The organism is Bradyrhizobium sp. BR 1432 (genome assembly GCF_051547705.1).
GTDB lineage: Bacteria > Pseudomonadota > Alphaproteobacteria > Rhizobiales > Xanthobacteraceae > Bradyrhizobium > Bradyrhizobium zhanjiangense.
Genome location: NZ_JBPUGF010000003.1, coordinates 4,752,547 through 4,773,851, shown reverse-complemented (window position 1 = coordinate 4,773,851; position 21,305 = coordinate 4,752,547). Strand labels below are relative to the sequence as shown.

Below are 21,305 nucleotides of genomic sequence, written 5' to 3'. Positions count from 1 at the left end.
CCCGGATTAATTCCGCCTTCACCCCGGACGGAATTAGTCGCAACGGCGCTCCCTGCGCGTAACCATGCGGCCATCACGTTCGACCGTGACGGTCTCTGTGCGGCAGCGCTGTCTTGGGCCGACGGTAACGCCTCCTGGACCGACGCCAACTGTGGTGTCGCGGTCGTACCGGTCACGGTCCCTATAGTAGCGATCCTCGCGATCCCGTCCGATCTGAACATCAACGCCTTGTGCCATCTTGACGCCTTGGGCGCTTGCCGGGGTGGCAATCGGGGTAGTTGTCAGCGCCGCTGCGGTTGCGGCCAAAACAAGAGCGATCTTCAACATATGCGAGTGCTCCCTTGGGGTTGGACCGGTGTAAACGAGAGCGAACACCGACCGTTCCTGCCCGTAGGTGGCAGCATCTTCCTTAGGGGTTCCAAATCTGCTGTCATCAAGCGGATATCCGGTGTATCCACCGGACCGTAGTTTCCCGGATAAGAATAGTCCTCGAACAAAATGGATGCCCGTTTGAGGCCGCAAGCGCTGGCCTGCGGCGGCCAATGGTAGTGCACCGGTAACGGGCAGCGGCACACTTCGAGTGCGCAGAAAAACCGGCCGCTGCTCAAAGCCGGGCGAGCGCAAGCATTTGTTCTCCGTAGTTTACCCATTGGGAAATTTCCCAATTGACGGCTTCGCCGATCGAGCGGCAACTCACTTTCGCAAGGATTTTGCGAGGTCCGATTGTGAGCCAGCAAATGTGCTCCACCTGCAATGTCGAGAGGAGGCTCGTCCATTCGGAACCGGAGACATCGGTATGGGAAATCCGAACCTATCGATGTCCCAAGTGCAAGAACCTCCTGCGGCTCGTGGAACAACGCGCGGCCCCGCGAAGTCGAACACGAAGAAAGCCGCAAGCGCGCGACGATTAGCCCCCGCCACCGGAATTGAACGGGTCGCGGCATTTACCAAGCATTAGTGCTCGTCGCCGGATCATCGCGACCGGTCAACCACAACTATAGAGTGGTTTCTTCCATGCTAAAGAACGGCACCTATGCGGCGTGGTTCAAGACCCCGCTCAGCCAAGGAACCGGTATCGCTCACGTCGCGGACGGGCAAATCTGGGGCTGTGATAGCATCATGACATACAGCGGGTCTTGCCAGACTGACGGTGATCGGTTCACCGCGATCATCACGATCAAGAGGCACACCGAAGGACATGCCACGGTGTTCGGCGCAGATGACCTCACGCTTCGGCTTGAGGGAACGTGCCCCGGCAAGATAGCTCGTTACATTGGCACGGCGGATCAGGTGCCGGGAGTGGTGCTTGAGGGAATGCTCATTCTGAGCGAGCAGCAGACCCTCGTGCCAGAAGCGACCAAGCCGAGACCACAGTTCGATCCGGCGAAGCTTCCCAAGTTACCAAAGCGCTCCCGCTAGCTGCGCGGCGAGTTGGTCGAAGTTCGACCGGATTTTCCACACCCGCGACCGGCAGTAGTCCGGGCGCAGTCCCCACCACAACAGCATGATAATTTGCGGCGCGATCCGGCGTGCGCTTTGATGCGCGCATGCCCGCCCTCACCCGCCGCCGTGTAGTGCGGATCAGTACAAAAATGGCCGTGCGTGATGTGGCGCATGTCGAGTACGGAAGGCTTGATCTTCACGGGTTGGAACGTGGGGGGCGGCACGAGGTTAGATGAATTGCGTACCATCGCGGCTGCGCTGACCGGCGCGTTGCATTGGAGGCGGCGCATGAAAGTCATCGTTGATGAAACCGGCGAGATCATCGCCATAGCAACGGATGATCATACTTTAATCGGCGGCCACCATCGCCTCGCGGTGGCGGGCAGCATGGGTAAAAGACTGTTCTGGCGAGACACCGGCAAACCTGTGAAGCTTGATCTCTTCTTCAAGCATCATGAAAATTCCAATCGACATACAGCCTGAGCCGCTCGCCTGATCGAGGGAGATTTTCGGTCGATCGGGGTTGGACCTGATTTGCGTCATGCAACTGCTATCAACTCTCGTCTGTCCGTCCTGTCGGCACTCCAGTACCGAGGCCATGCCGATGGACGCCTGCCAGTTTTTCTATGACTGCAAGGGCTGCGGCCAGCGGCTAAGGCCTAAACCCGGCGATTGCTGTGTGTTCTGCTCATACGGCTCGGTGCCGTGTCCGCCGGTCCAGCAGAACAGGAAGTGCTGTTAGCGGTCGAACTTACTTGCGCTGCTGCTTGAGCGCCCACAGCCGATGAAGGGGCTGGCGGCACTGACCGATCAGACAGCCGCCGCGTAGTTATACTGACGCGCGGTGCACGCCATTGCCCGTGGTTGGGCTTGGCGTCTATTACCCGCCTCGATTGCATTGCATTTAGATCACGATCAAATTTTTCAGAGGGAGGCGGAAGTGACCGTCAAAGCCCTCATGGTGACGATCCTCACAGACGAATTGACCCGGCGAGGCGTGAGTTCACTGACGCCATACGACTGCGAGGAGATCGTCGAGCGGTTGATCGAGCGGCTGACTGCGCGGCGGCGATCAGGGTGAGACTCTCATCCTGATTGTCGCGCTATAGGCTGACCGAGCTTGAGTTGAGCTTGGCGGCGCGCGAGATCACCGACGCGCGCGATCCGTAGGCGCAACAGAACTCAAAACTCGGGCGGCTCGCGTCTCGGCTGAGTGGCAGGAACGGCAATAAACGGCGGAGGCGAGAGAAGAAGAGGTGGCGTCATGACACATAGACAGCCGTTAGGGGTTGCGACCCGTCCTTCAACGTTGCTGAGCATGCCCCGATATTTCTTCCACATCGAAGGCGAGAAGCCCCACCACGATGAGGTGGGCAAGGAGCTTGCCGACGATGGGGTGGCTTGGGCGCAGGCGGTCAGGATGCTGAGGCACACCGAAAACGGAATGCAACCGGGCGACAACTGGACCCTGCGAGTGTTCAACGGCGAGAAGCCGATCTATGTGATCGCTGTGGTCTCACGGAGGTACTCAGAACGCGATGGCCCGGAGGCGCGCCTGGCGCGGTAATATGAGCGGCCCGCCCGCATTCACCTCGCCCATTCTAGGCGCGTATCAATGCGTTTGAGTTACGCGGGCTGTTAGCCACTAGACCGCATCAAAAATGGATCCACGGACACAGCTAATCGGTCCGCAATTTGCGTGGCGGCTGGCATGGACTGCTTTTCGAGAGGTAGCGAGCCGAGAGAATTCATGGCCAGCCCGGTACAAGCGGCAAGAACAGCTATCGCGATCGCAGCGAGATATTCGGTTCTCATCTTGTCCCTCCCTTCATAGCCAGGAATTAACCGGGCGCTCTTAGAAATGGTTCCGGGAGCTGTTCGTTTCCTCGTTCGATGAACCCTGCGCCGCGATCCCAAAGGAACGAAAGCGCCTGTCAAGGCTTTGGCAGAACACGAGGCCGTCGCTCGCCGGTCCTAACACGGCGCAGATCGCGGGATAGCCAAAGGTCGCGGCCACCGACCCGCTATGCTCAATGCAAGCGCTCGCGTAGATAGCCAAAAGCGACGGTCTCCGGTTCCTTGATTAGGGCAGCCGTACTCGCAGGCGGAGAAGCTGCGGGAAGGGGTAGGCATGGAGGTTCGTTGTGCCCCGCCGCATCGACATAGACGACAAACACAGCCGGGCAATTGCTAAGGAAATCGGCGACCACCTGCGCGGGACGCTAAAGCCTGAGCCGGACCAACCGGAGAGGCTAAAAACGCAGATCGAACGGCTCCGGAAACTAGAGGAGCGCTCACCGTCAATCGTTCCTGGGGCCGAGCGTGGGACAAAACCTCGCCGTTGAGATGCAGGCGATGGCCCAACGCGAACGAGCAGTGCCATCGGTGAAGGACGTGCGATAGCGCCTTAACGGGGCGGCTGCAATTCAGCCGACGCCATCCACTTATCCATCCGAGACACCGTTTCGATCTGGCGCAGTCTCCGCTCGATCAATTCGCGCTGTTGTTGTTGGCTCGTATTTTCCAATTGCACTTCGAGGCGAGCTTTTTCAGCGGACAAGAGTTCGCGAAACGTATGTGGGATAGAGCGCTTGCGATGCATCGCTCTCGCCTCTGTAACGTTCGGCGGGAGAACGGTTGATCTCTCAGCCACCGGCGGCCAAGTTAGTTTGCCGGTGATGCCCGTTAACGAACAAGCCGCCGGAGCGGTTCAAGCGGGAACCGCCATTGCCAACCGAACTCATTTTGGTGGTTGTAGCCCGCGTGAGTTCAGCCACTCAAATATGTGGGAACCTGTCTCGGCTTGGCGGGCCCTGCGGACAAGGCGCTCGCGGTCAATGCCCGGCGGGGTGCCTTGAGCCTGCTTGCGCAGCCGTCGTGCTTGCTCTGCAAGGCGTTCGTCAAGCGGACTTGTTGGTGTCAAACGATGAGGCTCTGGCATTTGCTCCCTCCCTTCGAGCACTGGCGGGAGCGCAACCGGCGTTCTCATCACCGATAACTGCCAAGGCTTCGCGCGGCGACAGTATAGTGTGCGCCCGGAAACTGAGCAGCGCCAGAACAAAAACGTTAAGTGTCAACTGGCCCTGCGATGCAGCATGCGATCTGCGCCATTTCATCGGGTCCTACCGATTGCAGCGAGGACCGGGGGGACGCGCGACGGCCCGGTCTCCGCGTATTTGGCGTCGGCGTTTCTCGCTTTACTTCAAGGCATAGTACGGCAAAACCATATGGATAGGCGGTGCGATGACCTTGGAACTGACCTGGCGAGCATGGAAGGCGCTTTCGCGGACTGAGAAGGCGCAGTTTCTCGGGCTGTTCCGCGAACAAAATGCGCGGGACCGGCAGCGTGCAGCGATGGCGCGGAAGAACGGCCATGCCGCACGCGGCCGGGTATCGAGCTAACGGACCTGTCGGTGAGCGAGACGGACCTCGAACGGCTCGGCCGTAAGGGATCGCTGATGGGCTTTCCCGGCGCGGGCTAGGGAGACAGCCCCGGTTTGCGTAAAGCCCGGTAAACGGCTCCTACCCCATTTACCGGGGCAAAGAGTCGAGAAGTCTCGACGACCTCGCTGATCAGCTTGCCCGTCGATTTGTTTATCAATGCCCGCAGCCGGGACCGCGAACCTGTTCATGCAAGCTCGGGCTGTGACGAGCGGCGCAAACAAACGCCGCTCCGAAAGAGCGGCGAGTGCTAGATCTGCTTGTGAGTGAACTCACTTCTTCATGGCGCCTGCTGCGTCCCTCGCCGCATCCTTAACATCACCCGCGGCACTGTGCACCGAGCCCTTGGCCTTGTCGGCTTTGCCTTCCCTTTGCAGGTCCTTATCGCCACTCAGCTTGCCGGCCCCTTCCTTAATCGTGCCCTTGGCCTTGTCGGCGACACCCTTCACGTGCTCGCGATCCATAACGTGCTCCTTCAATCTGGATGACGCAATTTCAGCGTTCCGAATGAGCGCTATTCAAGCAAAGCCGATCGGCTGAGGTGGATCTCTTATGCGGCAATAAAATTGACCAAAAAAGTGTATCGGTCCTCGGTGGCTACTTATCAGGGGGCGTGGCACCCGAGGTGTGCGATCCAAGCTGTGCTGGTGTGGCACCGTGAAGCAGAAGTCGCGGAGCGTTGCACATTTACAACCCGCACAGCCATTCGAGATAGTAAGCTGATCGATCAGAAATGATTGAAACATATTTCGTGTTTACTTCGATACGATCGGCGGGGACGCAAAATGTTTGATGTCTATCGCAATGACAAGCGCGACTTGCTTGTTCTAAGCAATGGCTCCGCAATACCCGTCGTTTGCTCTCGGAGTAAGTGGCGTAAGAGCAGAAAAAGAGTTCTCAAAGTCAGCGACGAGATCAAGTCAGCCGTTCAGAGACAGGGCTATTACGTTCGCAGCTTGCGGGTCACCAAGAAGGGGATGATTTAGTCCGCGTGGCTCGGCGGCCGGGGGGTCTCTCTCTGCAACCTCTACAGCATCACCACTAGCCAATTCTTCCTGGTTCACAGTGCTGTTCGATGGTGCCACGAGAGCGACAGTTCTAGACGAAAACGTCTAGTTGACCGCCTCGCGAGTGTAAGGCGCGCGCTAATCAAGGACCAAGGAGCGCCTTCTCCTACACCTTACTTAGGCGGCGGCTTGTCGCCTGCTCTCTTCAATTCTTTTCCGGAACGGCGAGTCTTGGGCGTTAGCGGCAAACGAGCAGAGAAACGCAAAATTGAATTCCAAGTATGAACCTCATTCATATTCTCCCAAACCTGAGGACCGTTGATAGCCCGGGGCGCGGGAACGCTTTGCCGATTACCAAGTTTTCCCGACGCCCTTCCCCAAGGGCGACCCCGATTGGCCCCAGCTTCGCCGCCCATTGCCCCGGGGCCATTTTTGATCACATGAGTTCCGAAATGAAGGAGGCCGCCAACGGCAGCCTCAGTTCTTCGTTAGAGGCTTCTTTGGCTCCTCGGTGACCGCCTCAATATCAACCGGGGGCAGTTCGCGGTCCTTCAGATCGGCTGCACGCTGGATCAAGCCGGACGCAACCTGCGGATCTTTTGTTGTTTTGGCCATTCGCAGCAGCGTTGCTGCGGCCTCGCGGGCAAAGGAGGTGTAGCGCGGCACGTCTGTTCATCCCGATCGAAGTCCCCGTGGGATGAGTCAGGAACCTGGATTGCGTTCCGGTGCTTTGCGCAAAAATGTACACTAGCGAAAAAAAGAACCTCAGCTACGGGACTGACGCCAAGCTGAGGCCCTTGTGTCGGCATCACGTTGTCGAGGCGTGATCGGGAAGAATCAACTTAGCTAGTGCCATTTTGGTTCCCGATGCTAGTCCGTCTTGCATCGGTGAGCGAACCAACCGCCTCTTCCTTTGCTGAAGACAGGTTGGCGTGAGCTGGTAGCCAGATCAGCGAAACAATAAAGAACAATAAAGGAGGCGAAGTTGCCAATCTACGTCGCGGCGCCTGGACTGCATTTTGTCTCGTTCCGGAAGCTGCGGTGCCTGGCACAGCGTGTTTTGTCCTCTTTGCCGTTGGGGCTGCCGTCACGGCCGCCGTTGCCCTTGCCGTTGTTGCCACCGGCCGATCCCGCGCCCGACCTAGCAATTGCATCCGACGTGAGAGAGGTCGCTAGCAGAAGCGTCATTGCCGGAGGCGTCACGGCGGCGAACCTTCCGCACGTCTTTAGAAATTCGCGGCGGTCATCCTCTTCCGAGCTATTCATGGTGTTCAATCCCCAGCTGCCGGATTTAAATACGGCGCCCAAATTAAATCAATTAATCTTAATGAGGTTCCAACACGAGAGGGCGCGGCGCATGAGCGCATGGCTTATTGACCGATGGCCGCAGCGGTCGATTGGCTTGATGCCTACCGCAAAGCCGACATTGAAAGGATCTTGAGAAGGTATGCTGAAGACGCCGTCATTTGGCGCGGCTGCGGCGGCATGAAAACCATCACCGGGCCGGAGGGGCGACGCGCGTATTGGATTGATCGCTTGATCGAATATCCCGCATCTCGGCTCGACAATATTCAAACGTCCGGCGAAGGAACGCTAACCTCATACGTTGTGCGCGAAGGCTTGGTCAGCCATGGCGGATCTTGCGCCGTTGGCTCGGCTAACCGTAGAGCCCCGGATTTCCACATTTGGACAGGGGTGTTCTACTGCACGAACACTTCTTGGAGGTTGTTCGCATGTCACACGTTGGCACCAACTTCATTCTTGACCAATACGGGCAAGCTGTGGATGAACTCGTCGCCCATTGCGACGGCGATCTGTGGAGCGCCCTTAGGGCTTTGATGCTTGTCAATGAGCAGTTGGAGCAGAGACTTCTGCTGATGAGTGCAGAAGTCGGCGATCAGCTATGTCGTCATCCGCCGCAGAAGCGGGTGCACTAAGTTCGAACGAGCAGATTGACTAACAATCACGTCGCGCCGCGGCTGTATTGGGGACCGATGCGCAACAAGGCGAGGCCCGAGCGCCTAGGGCCCCGGCCTCATAACCTCAGGAGCTGAAAACAGATTGTTCGGCTACATACAAAGCTTGCCTCTCGGGCCGGAAGAGATCGCCCGACTTTCGTCTGCCTACGAGCAGGCTCTGCGTACCATTGGCGTAGAAGATCGGAATTCCCGCTGACCGAACTGATCGCCAAGAAGATCATCAAGATCGGCCAGACCGGCCTCAAAGACCCGGCGCAAATCTGCATTCAGACCGTTCGAAGCGGTGGACCTGCCGAGTAGTCACCTGATGGCCCTTCAATTCCACCGTGCCGTCGAGCATCTGGAAGGATGGAGCGCAAGCAGCAACGGCTTTTCTTTCGTGATCACTTACCAGAGCCCTAACGGTCCCGAGTTTCACGGACGCGCAGGCTATATGGCTTCATGGCGTCCACTCCATGTGAGCAAAGGCGCGACCAAGATCGGCGGCTCGCCCTTCGATACATTCGCGCAGGCCGATGCTTATGCACCTCCAGACTGATCGCTAAAATGCTGCTCATCGGCGCAAGCGTCGCACACGTCATTTCGAGTCCCGAACACTGAGCTGCACCATAGAAAAACGCCCCCGGCAATCAGCCTGCAGGATGCCGCCCATTAGTGAATGGTTGACCTCACCGGGGCTGCCGCTCGACAGAGAAGCGTATTCTCCTCGGCCTCTTGCACTCGGCCTCGAAGAATCTCCAGTTCGGCAAGCTGAAAAATGAGCGCCTGAGCGCGCTGGCACAGAACAAGGCGGTCGTACACCCGATTGCGGTTACTCACTGCACGCCCCCTGACTTTTGAAAGAGTCGGCCAAACTTTGGTCTTCAGAGTGATTTCGTCCGCCGGATTGCAGATTTTCTCACGCGGCCAGATCATGCGAACTGGTCGGGCTGACGGCATTACATTCTTCGAAATAGGACGACAGCTCAAGCTCAGCTAGATGCTCCCAGTATTCTGCTTCCGCGAGGAGCTTCCACTTGTTCATGCTGTTGTACGCGGCATTTTGACGGCAGAGCGAACCCATCGCGCGCAAGCGTCTCACCTTCTCCACTGAGGACCCTCCCTTCGGCTTGTTTTTCGCAAGCCTATTACTCTCATGTGTCGAGGGCAAATTCTCGCAGATTGACATTGCGAGCGATAGTCCGGAGTCTGACGGTCAAATTGATGACAGCGCAATCGTCTTACTTTTGGCGTTTGGCTTCTGAGCGTTGACGACAGTAAAAGCTAGGCGCAAAATTGATGACCTCTTCCGAGCCCTCCAAGCCCCCAAAGTCGAGGCGCTCTTTTAGGAAGGTCACGGCTCCAGTCCCACAACTGGAGCCGTTTTTCTTTGTTCGCGAAATCAGCCATGCTGCGCTACAACGCGCGTAAGTTCTCAAGCCGCAAGCGCACTCCGCTCCATTTCAATACTGCAACGAAATTTGTGAAGCAGCGCGCGTTGGACGATGGTTAGCTGTAGTCAGTCTGGGCCAAGTACCGTTTGATCCCGATCTATTGTGGCCCGGCATTGCACTAAAAAGACCGCCTTCGGGCAGTCTTTTCCGTCTTGTCGTCGATATTCGCATCGTCCGGAAATCGGGGCTCCGATATGGATCATGTCAAAGGCCCCGACGCCATTACACGTCGGGGCCCTTCAAGATCATCAGGCCGGTTACATCCGCCGTGCCTTACGATCATTGATGTCGTCGATTACTGCACGCGATCTGGTGCAGAACGTGGCACGGCTCCGGCGCGCGAGACCAGCTCGGGTTCAGCTCGGCCATTGCTTAAAGCCGGATCGTGGAGCCTCCGGAGCTGTCCATTGTGGCGCGCGCCAACATTCGTGAAGCCTTCTCCGAGCGTACCGCGCGGCGGAGCTACCAGGTTCTACTAATAGAATCGTCGCCTCAGCTTTAAGATCGAAGCGTCTGCTTTACTGCGAAACAGACGCGTACGAAGTGCCGCCGACCGACATCCCTACGCAATTTGAGCAGCTCACGATGAACGCGGGCGCGATTCGCTGCTCATTTAGTCGGTTCAGGTCGCGAACTTCCGACGGTAGCCGGAATTTTGTACTCGCCGCGGAGTTCATCCCACAAGGCCGTGTCGCTGACCAGCACGACGTGGTACTCACCGCGACCCGTGATCCCTGCATATTTTCCCGTGCCGCCAGTGAACTCGAAGGTGCCGCGGAACTCCTTCGGCTTGGTGTCTTTCAAGACGTACCTGGCAAAGACCTTGGATCCGTCGGCCTCTGTGAAGGTCTTATGGCCGCCACTGGAAGTGCCAGCATCCGTCAGATCAACAACCTGATAGCGAGCTTTGTCGAGGAAGGGCTTGCCATCGGCATTGAACACGGCGCCGTCGTATTCCGTGACCGAGACCGTATGGTCAGCCCTGTCTTCGAGCTTCACGCTCTTGCTGGACAGGGTGACCAGAACGGCTCGACCGAACCATTGGCCCGCTTCTTCTGCGAAGGCCGGAACAGCGGCCGCCGGGACTGCCAAAGCGAGCACAACACAACCGCACATCCACGATGAATTGAGATGATACCTCATGGTTTCCTCCCAGATGGTTGCGGATTAAACGGTGCCGAGCAAAGACCTCTGTGTGTGAATTTCCAATGCGTCTATAAGACGCGTGATGTCCATGTCTCACCGGTCCGGTAGGCTGACCCAACTCGAAAGCAACCGCGCGCGGTAAGCCGGTGAAGAAGTAGATGCAGACGTGGGAAAATCATGGTCGCCCAGAAGATCGCGGTGAGGTGCGCAGCCCGGAGGTTCGCTCCCGACAGTTTCCAGTAAGCACGCTCAGGCAAGCACTACCTCTAGCCCAAGTGCGAGCTCGGCTCTATGTTTCGGCGGTGACTTGGCCGCTGACTTGTTGCTGCCGACTGGCCGTGATCTTGTATCATGCAGTTCAATCGACCCGCACGAACAACGCCAGTACCGGATACCGCGCGCGGGTCGTCGCGGAGCTACTTGCGACCTAGCTCACGGAGCCGATATGCCGCCGTAATCCGGTATGCCGCCGTAATGGTGTCGGCCGAGCGGGCCATCGCAGCGAGCAGTTCCAACTGCTCTCGCTACCGTACTTCGGCGCACCTCGCAGTCGACCGCCGCCGGTGCCCTCAGCCGCCGCCTCAGTCGGCCGACTTCAAATCACAACTCAAGACCGGCGAGATTCTCGTTTGGTGGCTTAGCGGGAGAGCTCAAGTATGCAGCATCACTGTCGGTATTTGGGACCCGTCTTCGCCTCGGAGCTGGCAGTGATGTCTCGAAGTATTGCTCTGGCAGCCTGGAGATCCACCGTCTCAAAGCCCTCAGTGAACTGGCCATAGAGCGGACTGAGTAGATCGTGAGCTTCGCTGCGCCGGCGCTGTTCTATCCAAAGTCGCGCGAGCGATGTCGCTGCGCGCAGTTCCCAGAGCTTGGCGCCTTGCCGGCGCGCGGTTGCAGCGGCATGGCAGAGCCGTGCTTCCGCGGCGATCGGATCGGGCCTCGGCAGCCGCAGCATCAGCTCGCCCATCATCCGATGGAGTTCGGCCTCGAACCACCGCTCGCGGGTTTCTTCCACGCGGTCGAGCGCCTTTGCAATCAAACCCAAGCCTTCCTCCACTGCGCCGGAGCGGCCAAGCGCCTCGGCCTGTAGGCCGAGGAAATGCGGCTCATAGACATTTGCCCCGGTGGCACGCCAAGCCGGCAGGCCCTGCCGAAGCTGCGCCAGCCCTGTCTCTAACTCATCTGACTCGGTCAGAGCCCATCCACGGATCACGGTGGCAGGCGCGAGGAAATGCGGAAAACCCTGCTCGGTCGAGAGCTCGATCAGTGCCTCGGCTCGATCCCGGGCTTCGGGCCCCGCCCGGCGGTACTGCTCGAAGAGACACGCGAACAGGAGAGCGTACGCCAGCGTGTTGAGGTGATTGAGATCGTTGGCGGCATCGAGCGCTTCGCGGCTCCGTGCCAAGGCCTGTTCCGGATAGCCCAGCGCCAACAACGTCCATGACAGCGCCGACAGCGCCGCCACCCGAGGGTCCTGCACGTAGAAAAAGGCGAGCGAGCGATGCCGCTCTGGGTCATAGAGCGCGAGCGTCCGCTCCAGATGGAGGCGGGCAGCGGCGATCTCGCCGCGCCACAGGGCACCGGTCCCGCTGACGCGGTGGGCAACTATGGTTGCGGAAGTTTCCTGATGATCCTGCGCCCGGCGCAAAAACTCGTCTGCCACCTCGCGCGCCGCGTTGTGCTCGGCGCGCACGCCGTGAAACACCCATTGACCATAGAGCACGGGCCAGAGCTGGGCGGTGGCCCCGATCTGCTCGCAGAGCTCACGGGCACGGGCGTTGGCCCGTCCAGCTTCCGGCGATGCCCAGCCTTGCGTGGCCATCAGCGCGACGCCCAACGCAACCTGCAGGTCAAGTTCGCGCCGCCTTCGATCGGCCTCGGGCAACCCCGCGACAAGATTCAATCCGTTCCGTAACTGCGCAAGCGCTTCAGCCATAGCCGATCGGGCGATGGCTCGTTGTCCTGCCTTCAACCAATACTCGGTCGCCGGCTCGATCAGTCCTCCCTCTGTGTAGTGGTGGGCCACAAGTTCGGGCTGCGCCTGCATAGTCTCCGGAAAATGCTGCTCGATCGCGGCAGCGGTGCGGGCGTGCAGGCGCTGTCGCTTGACGCGCACCAGGGTTGCATAGGCGGCGTCCTGCACGAGCGCATGCTTGAAGCTGTAGGTTGCCTGCGGCGGCGTCCCGCGCCGAAAGACCAGGCCCGAGCCGACGAGGTCATCCAACCCCGCCTGCAGGTCGCTCTCCGGCAACTGCGCCGTCCTCGCGAGCAGTTCATCAGAGAATTCCCGGCCGATCGCGGCGGCGACCTGGGCCACCTCACGAGCGGGGGCCAGCCGGTCGAGCCGGGCCAACAGCGATTCCTGGAGTGTGGTCGGGATTGCCATGGGCGGCAGCGGCCCCGCGAGCGCGTAATGGTCGCCCTCATCGCGGAGTAGATTGGTCTCCAGCACAGTCCGCGTCAGTTCCTCGACGAACAGCGGCACGCCGTCGGTCTTCGCGACGATCTGGTCGAGCACCGCAGGCGGCAGCGCCTTGCCGCCGCTCAGCCGCGCGACCATGGCCGCGCCCTGGCGGCGACTCAACCGGCTGAAGGTCAGCGCGGTGACATGGGCATAGTGCGTCCAGGGCGGCTCGAACTCGGGCCGGAAGGTGATGAGAACGAGCACGGGGGCATCTTGCACCCGGTCGACCAGGAGATCGAGCAGCTCGAGCGAGGTCGGATCTGCCCAGTGCACATCCTCAAACAAGGCGAGGACGGGCCGGCGCGTCGCAAGCCCCAGGACCTGATCGACCAACGCCTCGAGCGTCCGCTCCTTCTGCCGATGCGGGCTCATGTCGAGCGGCGGGTAGCGCGCATCCGTCTCCAGCGACAGCAATGCCGCGAGCAGCGGAGCCACCGCGGCGACATGTTCGGTCGATAGCGCGAGCAGCGCCTCGAGCTTGTCGAGCCGCGTTGCAGCGGGATCGTCCGCGGCGAAGCCCGCCGCCCGCTCCAGGTGCCCGATCACAGGATAGAGCGGGCTGGTCTGATGGTGCGGCGAGCAGTAGTGGCTCAGGGCCGTATGCGGCTCATTCTCGAGTCGCCCGCGCAGCGCCCGCAGTAGGCGCGATTTGCCGATGCCAGGCTCGCCCCCGAGCAGTACCACCTGGCCCTCCCCGTCCTTGGCGCGCTCCCAGTGCTCGAGCAGGAGGCCGATCTCATGGTCGCGACCGACCAGCGGCGTCAGGCCAGCCCCGTGCAACGCCTCGAACCGACTCTCGGCAGTGCCTTCCCCGACCACGCGCCACGGGCGTACCGGAACGGGAAATCCCTTCAAGATCTGTGGGCCGAGCTCCGCGAGCTCGAACAGCCCGCCGATGAGCTCCCGGGTGCGGGCGGAGATCACCGCTGTGCCGGGCGCGGCCAAGGTCTGCAGCCGCGCCGCGAGGTTTGGGGTGTCGCCGACCACGGTCTCCTCGCGCGCCGCGCCTTCGCCGATCAACTCGCCGACAACCACCGGACCGGTCGCAATGCCGACACGGGCCGCCAGCGTCTCGCCGTGCGCCAATCCCAGGCTGTGCACCGCCGCGACCGCCGCGAGGCCGGCGCGCACCGCGCGTTCGGCCTCATCCTCATGGGCGCGCGGATAGCCGAAATAGGCCAGCACGCCATCGCCCATGTACTTCGCCACGTGCCCTTCGAACCGCGCGATCGCACCCGCCACTGCACTCTGATAGGACCGCAGGACTTGCGCCATTTCCTCCGGATCGAGCCGCGCCGCGAGCGCGGTCGAGTCGACCAGGTCGACAAACATCACGGTGAGCTGGCGGCGCTCGGCCTCCGGTGCAAGCGCAGCGCTGCCGGAGGTGACGGTGGGTGCGGCCGTAACGGGGGTGGTCGCCGACATTGAGCCGGCGCGCAGTACAGCAATGGCGGCAAGCAGCTTGCGGCGATGGCCGATCGAGACGACGCCGAGCCCGACCAGATCCTCGGCCGTGAGGTCCATGAGGACCTCGGCGTCCACGTCGTTCGCGCGGAACGCCTCCTCATATTGTCCCAGCCCCAGACCACGCAGCCACGCCGCGATGTCCATAGGCTTTCTCCTGGATCCTCAGAGCGCAAGACTACCTGAAAAGTGCGTGTTGAGGGGCGCGGTGAAACGTCACGATTTGACGGCGACGAGCTGCGCTTCCAACGAAGCCACGGTTCCGAGCTTCACCCCGGATCACGCGGCGCCGCTCTAGCCCTTTAGATCGGTCAACATCGTTCACAGTAGTTCCGGGGGGTTGCTGTTCCAGCAATACTTTGATGCAATTTTTTGGCAACCTCGGAGGGTCGGGCGGGACGCCCATCAGGGACCCGCCGCAGATGTAGCAACGATGGTTGAAGCCAGGCGCATGTGAGATCGGCCACCTGAGCGGTGTCACGGCGTGCAAGCACAGCGATAGACTGAGCTTTCCGTCATCGGGATGCCCCCATGCCGACTTTTGAAGAGAATGAACTCCCAAAGCTTCTCGATTTGCTCTACGACGCTGCGCTCGATCCGGGGCGGTGGACTCCCTTCCTCGACGCGTTACCGAGCTCTTTTGATGGAGCTTGCGGTATCCTTCAAAGGATCGATGTATCAACATCGGCCATAAGTGCGTTCCACGGCTTCGGCGTCGATCCGGCATATACCGCTTCATACGGTGAGCATTTCGCCAGCATCAATCCCTATGCGCCAATCGGCTTCCAAAACTTACCCGTCGGAAGGGTGGTCGATGCGACCTACTTTCTGGACCCGGAAACCGTCGAGCGCACCGAGTTCTTTCATGACTGGATGAGGCCGCAAGGCATCACCGCCGATCATCTCGCGGTATCGTGCCGGAAAGACGAGGACAGCGTCACCGTCCTTAGCATCGCGCCACATGCGTCGGTGTATCGCGAACAGAAGGCCTCCGCTCAGCATCGGCTGTCACTGCTCGTTCCCCACCTGAGGCGCGCCCTTGAGATTGAACACGCGACGGCGCGTAGGAGCCTGATCGAAAGCGCGCTCCAGACGAGTCTTGACGCGCTCGGGTTGGCTGCATTCGTGGTCGACGGGACGGGAAGCCTCACGCTGACCAATCGCAAGGCCGAGGAACTGTTGCGGCGCGAACGGGTGCTGTGCGTCAGCCACTCCAAGCATTTGAGCGCCGCCCATCCGAGCGAAGACAGGGCATTTGCCGGTGCATTGGCGCAGGCAGCGTGTCCGCCGACACAACGCACCGTGCAGTCCGTGCGGTTGACCTCGCGAGCATCCGGGCAGCCATATGTCGCCTGGGCATTGCCCATGCAGTCGACGCAACAAGAAGAGCCGAGTCATCGCTCGCAATGTGTGCCGGACCTAACCGCGAGGAAAGCCATTCTCGTGCTGGTGGCCGTAGCGGAGCGCAGCCACTCTATCGTTCCGCAAGCCATCCAGGCAGTATTCAAATTATCGGCCGCCGAGGCGCGGCTCGCGAGCGCGCTGGTCGCCGGCCGGACCCTCGCGGAATATGCACGCGAGAGCGGCCTCTCACGTAACACGGCACGAAACCAACTCGCGTCAGTGCTCGAGAAGACTGCGGTACACCGTCAGGCCGAACTCGTGACACTGATCGTCAGTACACTCGGCGTAGTAGCTGGATAGTCGGTCGTTCGCCCCTAGCATGCTGGCACTACGGGAGAATTTGGCGCGCATAGTACATTTGCATCAAGCCGGATTGGCCATACTGCGCGATCGTTTCACTCCGCTCAGGACAAAGGGCGAGAGGAGGTCCGAAAAGATCACGCGGCTGGAATGCTACTCGGCGCATGTCGCGATCTAGTCGGCATACTGGGTAGTGACGAGTACGGTCGCGCTCTGCTTGGTGAATGGGGAAACGACACGCTTACCGGCGGCAAGGATTCGGACACGTTCGTCTTCAATCCCAATTTCGGGAAGGATGTGATTACCGACTTCAAGCCAAACGCTGACCACATCCAGATCGATGACGCGCTGTTTGCCAATTTTGCTGCCGTGCAGGCCCATGCGACCAATGACGGCCACGGCAATACGGTGATCACTTACGACGCGAACGACACGATCACCTTACCGGGCATTGCGCCCTCGCAACTGCACGCAAATGATTTCTTCTTCGTTTGAGGGCTTGTTTATCGAGAGGCTCGCAAATTGGAAAACGGTTTTCTTATGCGCCGACTTTAGAGAGGAGGATACCATGCGCATTATTCAAGCATCGGCACTCATATTTTGTCTGGTCGCCGCTCCGGGGGTGTCGCTGGCGGCGGACGCCAAGGCCGACGTCGAGAAGGCATACGCCGCTTGGGATGCTGCGTTCAACAAGCACGACGAGAAAGCTATCGGTGCCGCCTATGTCACAAGCGCCAAGCTGCTGCCGCCGACGCACCAGGTCGCGTCGGGTCCGGCGGAGATTGAAAAGTTCTTTGCCGGGCTCTTCGCAGGGGGCGTGACAGGGCACAAGCTGGAGATGATCGACGCCGGCGGAGACGACAAGGTCGTGTTCGGGACAGCCAAGTGGAGTGCGACCGGCAAGGACAAGGAGGGCAAGCCTTCGCCTCTCGGTGGCCTCGCAACGCACGTATTCGAGCGCCAGGCGGACGGCTCGCTGAAGCTGAGGCTGCAGACCTTCAACTGAGTTGGGCGACATTTCCTCTGTACTCCGCTGCACAGGAGTGACACCCGGGAGGAGGCTTGGCTGTGAGCTTCCTCCCTCCTCGTCCCTGGCGGCTTGCGAGGCATGGGGCGCGCCGCTCGTATTCCTCAGCGAGCGCGTTGAGCCGGGCGGCGGCATCCGGATCGTTGATCGCTGCCGCCAGGCGTCGACACCTTTGGGCTTCCGCGAGCAATCGGGTCTTCTCGTCTTCTATGGCCATTGACTTTCGATGGCCATCAACCCGCTTGGCTAGAACCGGTACAGCGAGGTGGTAGCAGCCGCAGTGCGGCTCGACCGTCCTTCAGCGCGTCCTTGACCTGCTTCACCGGCCAGCTCTCGCCGGCGGCCCTCGCGCGTACCTTCGCGCCGCCGCCAATCAGTTCGTGGGACGAGACCTCGCCGCCGCTTTCGATGACCGTCAGCTCGGTCTCCGGTTTCCAGTCAAGCGTCAAATCCAGATCCCCAGTGAAGATTTCCCACTTCGAGCCCTCATCCAGTTCGACGATGTGGCTCTGCGAGTGCGAGCGGATTTTCATCGGTTAGGCGGCGTCCGCATGCGGCTGCTGCGGGAGGCGCTCGACGGAAGCCGAGCGTCGCAGCCGTCCGTCCTCACTGTCGCCGCACTTGGCGCATCCCGCGTGCCCGGCCGCCGCCAACCCGACGCTTTCGCCTATTTCGCCGCGGAGCGACTCCGGCGCGCAAGACGATCGGTGTGCTCGCAGGTCGCAGTGAAACCACAGGCCGACCCCAGCAGCATCAGGAACAGTGCGCGACTCGCCTGGTATCTGGCGGCCGCTCTGCTGGTCTCCGATCCGTGCATGAGCGGTCGGCCGTTGGACGTGGAGAGATACCACCTGAACGTCCGGCGACGCTGCCTCAGATGGATTTCGAAGAGCGGCAGGTGATTGGGCATGACCTTCTTGTCGGCAATATACTTCCGTCATCCTCGATGCGTGTCGCAGGGTTCAAGAGTTCATGAAAAAAGTTTTGAAACAGCAAAAGATCGAAGATAGCCTCTGGCGACCGAGCTCGGGTGCAGCGACCTAAAGAGCGGCCCCCAAGCCGCTCCACCTCCGGCTCCGGATAGATGGGTCAATGGGGCCGCGTGCGGAGCGCACTTTCCGCATTCGAGGGTCAGGATGTCTCCGGCACCCAGCAGAATCGCCCTCTTCATCGACGGCGCCAACCTTTACGCCACGACCAAGACGCTCGGCTTCGATATCGATTACAAGCGCCTTCTGAAGGAGTTTCAGGGACGGGGCACGTTACTTCGCGCTTTCTACTATACGGCCGTCATCGAGGATCAGGAGTTCTCTTCGATCCGTCCTCTGGTCGATTGGCTCGACTACAACGGCTATACCGTCGTGACCAAGGCGACCAAGGAATTCGTCGACGCCGCCGGACGCCGCAAGGTCAAAGGCAACATGGATATCGAGCTCGCCGTCGATGCCATGGAGCTCGCCGGACTGATCGACGAGATGATCCTGTTTTCCGGCGACGGTGATTTTCGGCCTCTGGTCGCTGCGGTGCAGCGGCGAGGCGTCCGTGTCGCAGTGGTATCAACCATCGCCACACAGCCGCCGATGGTCGCCGATGAGCTGCGCCGTCAGGCCGACGTCTTCATCGATCTAGCGGAGCTGCAGGCGAAGGTCGGTCGCGATCCGTCCGAGCGGCAAGCGGCACGCGAGCGCGGCGAGGCGCGTGGGCAATACGCTCAGCGTCAGGTCTCCCCAAGGTCGAGCAGCGGCAATGACGAATTCGATCGTTGAATGTCGCGTCAGCGTCGTGAAGGGTCCGGCTGCCTGGCCGGCTCCCGCACCCGTGAAGGAACGCGGGGACGTGTGATGTCCGGTTCGCGAACTTGCTCGATTTGAGCGTCGCATTCATGGAGACGCAGCTTCCTCAAGATCGATTCGAGGAATTGCGAGCTATGGTCCATGGCATCTCTCCTTGCAAGACGGGCGCAGGCTGGAGGTGAACCCGCCCACGGCCGTCGTTACAGAGACCGTCTGGGAGCGGTCTCTGCCGAGCGTGAGACCGCGTCATTAAAGACCGGATAAGATTGGTTGCCGGAGGACTACGGAATGGGCCGTTCTGGCGAAGTTCAATATTTCGCGGCGACCGCGCCACCCCAACGGTAGTTCACACGGACCAAACCGATATCGACGTCCTGACCACTACGGGCGGTTCCTGCAAAAGCGCCCGCCGGAGCACCCACAACTCCGGTTGAGAAGAAGTCCACGTCCCGGTGTCCCATGAACAGGTATTCAACGCCGATGGACCAGTTCGGAGCAAAGCCAAATTCGAGGCCCGCCCCTACCGTGCCGCCCCAGCGGGTTTCATTGGCGTCGTTGATGGTGAGCCCAGTCGCAACATCGACAATTCGGTATTTGTCGCGAACGACCGCAGCGCCACCCTTCACGTAGAGCAGCACGTTGTTCCAGGCGTAGCCCACCTGGCCTGTGAACAGACCGAACGCATCAATCTTGGTTTCATCCTGGACGCCGGCGAAGACGAGATTGATGTTCGAGCCCTTGAAATCGGCCCAGTTGCCCTGCGCCTCCACACCGAACACCCAATTCGCCGTCTGCCAGCGGTAGCCGATCTGACCGCCAGCCGTGCCTCCGGTCGCATCGTGACACCCCATGGCAAGAGGCGGAGCGACGACCACGCCGCCGGCATTGATCACATCCAAGCATTTATGGGCTGAACCGCCGCCGCCATTGAGGCCGAGGTAGAGGCCGCTCCAATCGTAGATCGGCGGGACCATCGGCGGCGGCTTGGTATAGGGCCGCGCGGCCAGATCAGCGGCAGAGGCAGGCGGCCAGCGCGATGAGGGCTACCGTGCCGAGCAGGACTATTTTCATTTTTGACCCCAGTGTCGAATCGACTGCGGCCCCCAGGTCCTCAACCTATCATTGCTTTCCGATACTCCTGTCACCTGAGCGCCACAGCACGGAAGAAACGGAGAGTTCCACAATTTGACCTCGCTCTGCCCCTTGTCGCGAAGCGGAGATCAATCTCTTGTCCGAGCTGCGTGGGCATCGCGGATAACGTGCGATTACTGCAACCAGAAAAGTGCGCGATAGGACAATGGACGGCGCTTAGCCGATGGGTAGTAAGCTATCGAGAAACCAGCCATTAAGGGCTGCGTGGGACCCTGCGCGAAAAGGAGCCGCCGTCCGATGCCAAGCGCCCGCCGCGAGGTCGAGAAGGCTCGCTTCCCGTTGTGGGCGGCGGCTTTCGTGGCGCTGGCCTGCGTCGCCATTCTGGCGCTGAGCGGATGGCGCGAATGGGAGTCGCGCCAGGTCGAGCTGCGCAACGCCGAAGTCGACATGGCCAATCTTGCCCAGTCGCTGTCGCAGCACGCCGAAGACACGTTCGAGCTCGCGGACACCATCCTCGCCGGAATGGTCGACCGGATGGAGGTCGGCGGAACGAGTCCGGCCGCGGTCGCGAAAATCCAGAGCTTCCTGCAAGCCCGCAAGTACAATAGGCATCGCATCCGCGGCATCTTCGTCTACGACGAAACCGGCCGCTGGCTCGCCACGACCGAAGATGTCGACTTCGTGAGCCTCAACAACAGCGACCGCGACTACTTGCAGCGCCATCGCGCCTCGGCCGATCGCGGGACCCTGATCGATCGGCCGGTCAAGAGCCGGTCCGGCGGACAGTGGATCATCACCGCGTCGCGCCGCTTCAATCATCCCGACGGCAGTTTCGCCGGCGTGGTGCTGACTAGCATCGACGTCGCCTACTTCACTCAGTTCTACCGACGCTTCGACATCGGTACACACGCGCGGCTTCGCGCCGATCTTTAGCGGTATTGCCTAGCCGGTGTAGTCCGATGGCTGTGCCGCGTACGTGGGCGCTGCAAACCGCGCCACATTCTCCCTCGAGATCAGCCCGCACCAACTGACTTCTGAGCGCTATACCGGAATGGCGAGAATCAAATCGGTCTGGTGGGCTGCTGGTCAGCGATGTCAAACCGCGTGACTATCCATCGTCGCACCCCCAGCGAGTTGCCGAAATCGCCTGTCGATTCAACCAGCGCTAGGCCGTGAATGCGCAACCCAGGTTACGATAGCTGCGATGACGATGCAAAAGGCGGATCTGCCGTGAGCGTGCTCATCAGCACCTGAACGCCGGCGCGTTCTCCGCGGGCGAGAAGCATATCGATCAGAATGTGTAGCGACAATA

General features: G+C 60.5%; 23 protein-coding genes and 1 pseudogene. 14 read left to right on the top strand and 10 right to left on the bottom strand.

The genetic code is table 11. The features are described 5' to 3' along the window. Positions 1–33: 33 nt before the first annotated feature. Entirely contained in the window at positions 34–327 is a 294-nt protein-coding gene (locus ACSKB8_RS22890) for a hypothetical protein (protein ID WP_091898350.1), read from the bottom strand. Between the two features lie 687 nt (positions 328–1,014). On the opposite strand from ACSKB8_RS22890, the gene ACSKB8_RS22885 reads away from it, so the two are divergent. The 5 genes from ACSKB8_RS22885 to ACSKB8_RS22865 all read left to right on the top strand — a co-directional run bounded on the left by ACSKB8_RS22885 (position 1,015) and on the right by ACSKB8_RS22865 (position 3,010). Continuing rightward, positions 1,015–1,419, top strand: coding sequence for a hypothetical protein (locus tag ACSKB8_RS22885; protein ID WP_438106527.1), 405 nt, complete (start codon positions 1,015–1,017; stop codon positions 1,417–1,419). Between the two features lie 195 nt (positions 1,420–1,614). Continuing rightward, on the top strand, positions 1,615–1,926 hold the full coding sequence (locus tag ACSKB8_RS22880) for a hypothetical protein (protein ID WP_438106525.1): 312 nt from the start codon (positions 1,615–1,617) through the stop codon (positions 1,924–1,926). A gap of 58 nt (positions 1,927–1,984) precedes the next feature. Next, positions 1,985–2,185, top strand: a complete 201-nt coding sequence (locus ACSKB8_RS22875; protein ID WP_091898365.1) for a GDCCVxC domain-containing (seleno)protein — start codon at positions 1,985–1,987, stop codon at positions 2,183–2,185. A gap of 198 nt (positions 2,186–2,383) precedes the next feature. Then, the gene (locus ACSKB8_RS22870) at positions 2,384–2,524 is read left to right on the top strand and encodes a hypothetical protein (protein WP_438106523.1); all 141 of its coding nucleotides are present in this window, start codon (positions 2,384–2,386) and stop codon (positions 2,522–2,524) included. Positions 2,525–2,761: 237 nt separating this feature from the next. Then, a complete protein-coding gene (locus ACSKB8_RS22865; protein ID WP_091898344.1) occupies positions 2,762–3,010 on the top strand; it encodes a DUF6894 family protein in 249 nt (82 codons plus the stop codon). Between the two features lie 840 nt (positions 3,011–3,850). Here ACSKB8_RS22865 and ACSKB8_RS22860 read toward each other — a convergent pair. Next, a complete protein-coding gene (locus ACSKB8_RS22860; protein WP_438106521.1) occupies positions 3,851–4,045 on the bottom strand; it encodes a hypothetical protein in 195 nt (64 codons plus the stop codon). 647 nt (positions 4,046–4,692) lie between these two features. On the opposite strand from ACSKB8_RS22860, the gene ACSKB8_RS22855 reads away from it, so the two are divergent. Beyond that, positions 4,693–4,845, top strand: coding sequence for a hypothetical protein (locus ACSKB8_RS22855; RefSeq protein ID WP_438106520.1), 153 nt, complete (start codon positions 4,693–4,695; stop codon positions 4,843–4,845). A 311-nt stretch (positions 4,846–5,156) separates the two neighbouring features. Here ACSKB8_RS22855 and ACSKB8_RS22850 read toward each other — a convergent pair whose 3' ends face one another. Further along, entirely contained in the window at positions 5,157–5,348 is a 192-nt protein-coding gene (locus ACSKB8_RS22850) for a CsbD family protein (protein WP_091898340.1), read from the bottom strand. 321 nt (positions 5,349–5,669) lie between these two features. Between ACSKB8_RS22850 and ACSKB8_RS22845 the strand changes: the two genes are divergently transcribed. Continuing rightward, positions 5,670–5,870 (top strand): hypothetical protein, encoded by a 201-nt coding sequence (locus ACSKB8_RS22845; protein ID WP_091898337.1) that lies wholly within the window; start codon positions 5,670–5,672, stop codon positions 5,868–5,870. Between the two features lie 498 nt (positions 5,871–6,368). On the opposite strand, the gene ACSKB8_RS22840 is transcribed toward ACSKB8_RS22845, so the two are convergent. Together ACSKB8_RS22840 and ACSKB8_RS22835 are read right to left on the bottom strand one after the other, a co-directional pair. Beyond that, positions 6,369–6,557 carry a hypothetical protein gene (locus ACSKB8_RS22840; RefSeq protein WP_091898333.1) on the bottom strand — a complete coding sequence of 63 codons (189 nt, stop codon included), beginning with the start codon at positions 6,555–6,557 and terminating at the stop codon, positions 6,369–6,371. Between the two features lie 327 nt (positions 6,558–6,884). Continuing rightward, positions 6,885–7,157 carry a hypothetical protein gene (locus tag ACSKB8_RS22835; protein WP_091898331.1) on the bottom strand — a complete coding sequence of 91 codons (273 nt, stop codon included), beginning with the start codon at positions 7,155–7,157 and terminating at the stop codon, positions 6,885–6,887. Positions 7,158–7,624: 467 nt separating this feature from the next. Between ACSKB8_RS22835 and ACSKB8_RS22830 the strand changes: the two genes are divergently transcribed. Together ACSKB8_RS22830 and ACSKB8_RS22825 are read left to right on the top strand one after the other, a co-directional pair. Continuing rightward, positions 7,625–7,828 (top strand): hypothetical protein, encoded by a 204-nt coding sequence (locus tag ACSKB8_RS22830; protein ID WP_091898363.1) that lies wholly within the window; start codon positions 7,625–7,627, stop codon positions 7,826–7,828. Positions 7,829–8,177: 349 nt separating this feature from the next. After that, positions 8,178–8,408, top strand: coding sequence for a hypothetical protein (locus tag ACSKB8_RS22825; RefSeq protein ID WP_438106517.1), 231 nt, complete (start codon positions 8,178–8,180; stop codon positions 8,406–8,408). 360 nt (positions 8,409–8,768) lie between these two features. Here the strand turns inward: ACSKB8_RS22825 and ACSKB8_RS22820 are convergent, their stop codons facing one another. The 3 genes from ACSKB8_RS22820 to ACSKB8_RS22810 form a co-directional block, all read right to left on the bottom strand. Next, the gene (locus ACSKB8_RS22820) at positions 8,769–8,960 is read right to left on the bottom strand and encodes a hypothetical protein (RefSeq protein ID WP_091898359.1); all 192 of its coding nucleotides are present in this window, start codon (positions 8,958–8,960) and stop codon (positions 8,769–8,771) included. A 952-nt stretch (positions 8,961–9,912) separates the two neighbouring features. After that, positions 9,913–10,446, bottom strand: coding sequence for a hypothetical protein (locus tag ACSKB8_RS22815; protein WP_143035692.1), 534 nt, complete (start codon positions 10,444–10,446; stop codon positions 9,913–9,915). A 667-nt stretch (positions 10,447–11,113) separates the two neighbouring features. Further along, a complete protein-coding gene (locus ACSKB8_RS22810) occupies positions 11,114–14,524 on the bottom strand; it encodes an AAA family ATPase (protein WP_438106515.1) in 3,411 nt (1,136 codons plus the stop codon). A gap of 384 nt (positions 14,525–14,908) precedes the next feature. On the opposite strand from ACSKB8_RS22810, the gene ACSKB8_RS22805 reads away from it, so the two are divergent. From ACSKB8_RS22805 to ACSKB8_RS22795, 3 genes are all read left to right on the top strand, one after another. Next, a complete protein-coding gene (locus ACSKB8_RS22805; RefSeq protein ID WP_438106513.1) occupies positions 14,909–16,081 on the top strand; it encodes a helix-turn-helix transcriptional regulator in 1,173 nt (390 codons plus the stop codon). A gap of 150 nt (positions 16,082–16,231) precedes the next feature. Continuing rightward, positions 16,232–16,576 (top strand): hypothetical protein, encoded by a 345-nt coding sequence (locus tag ACSKB8_RS22800; protein ID WP_438106511.1) that lies wholly within the window; start codon positions 16,232–16,234, stop codon positions 16,574–16,576. Next, positions 16,557–17,087, top strand: coding sequence for a YybH family protein (locus ACSKB8_RS22795; RefSeq protein ID WP_438106510.1), 531 nt, complete (start codon positions 16,557–16,559; stop codon positions 17,085–17,087). The genes ACSKB8_RS22800 and ACSKB8_RS22795 overlap by 20 nt, the downstream gene beginning before the upstream one ends. Before the next feature lie 254 nt (positions 17,088–17,341). On the opposite strand, the gene ACSKB8_RS22790 is transcribed toward ACSKB8_RS22795, so the two are convergent. Next, positions 17,342–17,641 carry a hypothetical protein gene (locus ACSKB8_RS22790; RefSeq protein WP_438106508.1) on the bottom strand — a complete coding sequence of 100 codons (300 nt, stop codon included), beginning with the start codon at positions 17,639–17,641 and terminating at the stop codon, positions 17,342–17,344. 603 nt (positions 17,642–18,244) lie between these two features. On the opposite strand from ACSKB8_RS22790, the gene ACSKB8_RS22785 reads away from it, so the two are divergent. Further along, a complete protein-coding gene (locus tag ACSKB8_RS22785; protein ID WP_438106506.1) occupies positions 18,245–18,874 on the top strand; it encodes a LabA-like NYN domain-containing protein in 630 nt (209 codons plus the stop codon). 335 nt (positions 18,875–19,209) lie between these two features. Here ACSKB8_RS22785 and ACSKB8_RS22780 read toward each other — a convergent pair whose 3' ends face one another. Continuing rightward, positions 19,210–19,875 (bottom strand): outer membrane protein, encoded by a 666-nt coding sequence (locus ACSKB8_RS22780; RefSeq protein WP_438106504.1) that lies wholly within the window; start codon positions 19,873–19,875, stop codon positions 19,210–19,212. A 415-nt stretch (positions 19,876–20,290) separates the two neighbouring features. On the opposite strand from ACSKB8_RS22780, the pseudogene ACSKB8_RS22775 reads away from it, so the two are divergent. Then, positions 20,291–20,896 (top strand): annotated as a pseudogene (locus ACSKB8_RS22775) (PDC sensor domain-containing protein); the annotation flags it as partial. Positions 20,897–21,305: the final 409 nt, after the last annotated feature.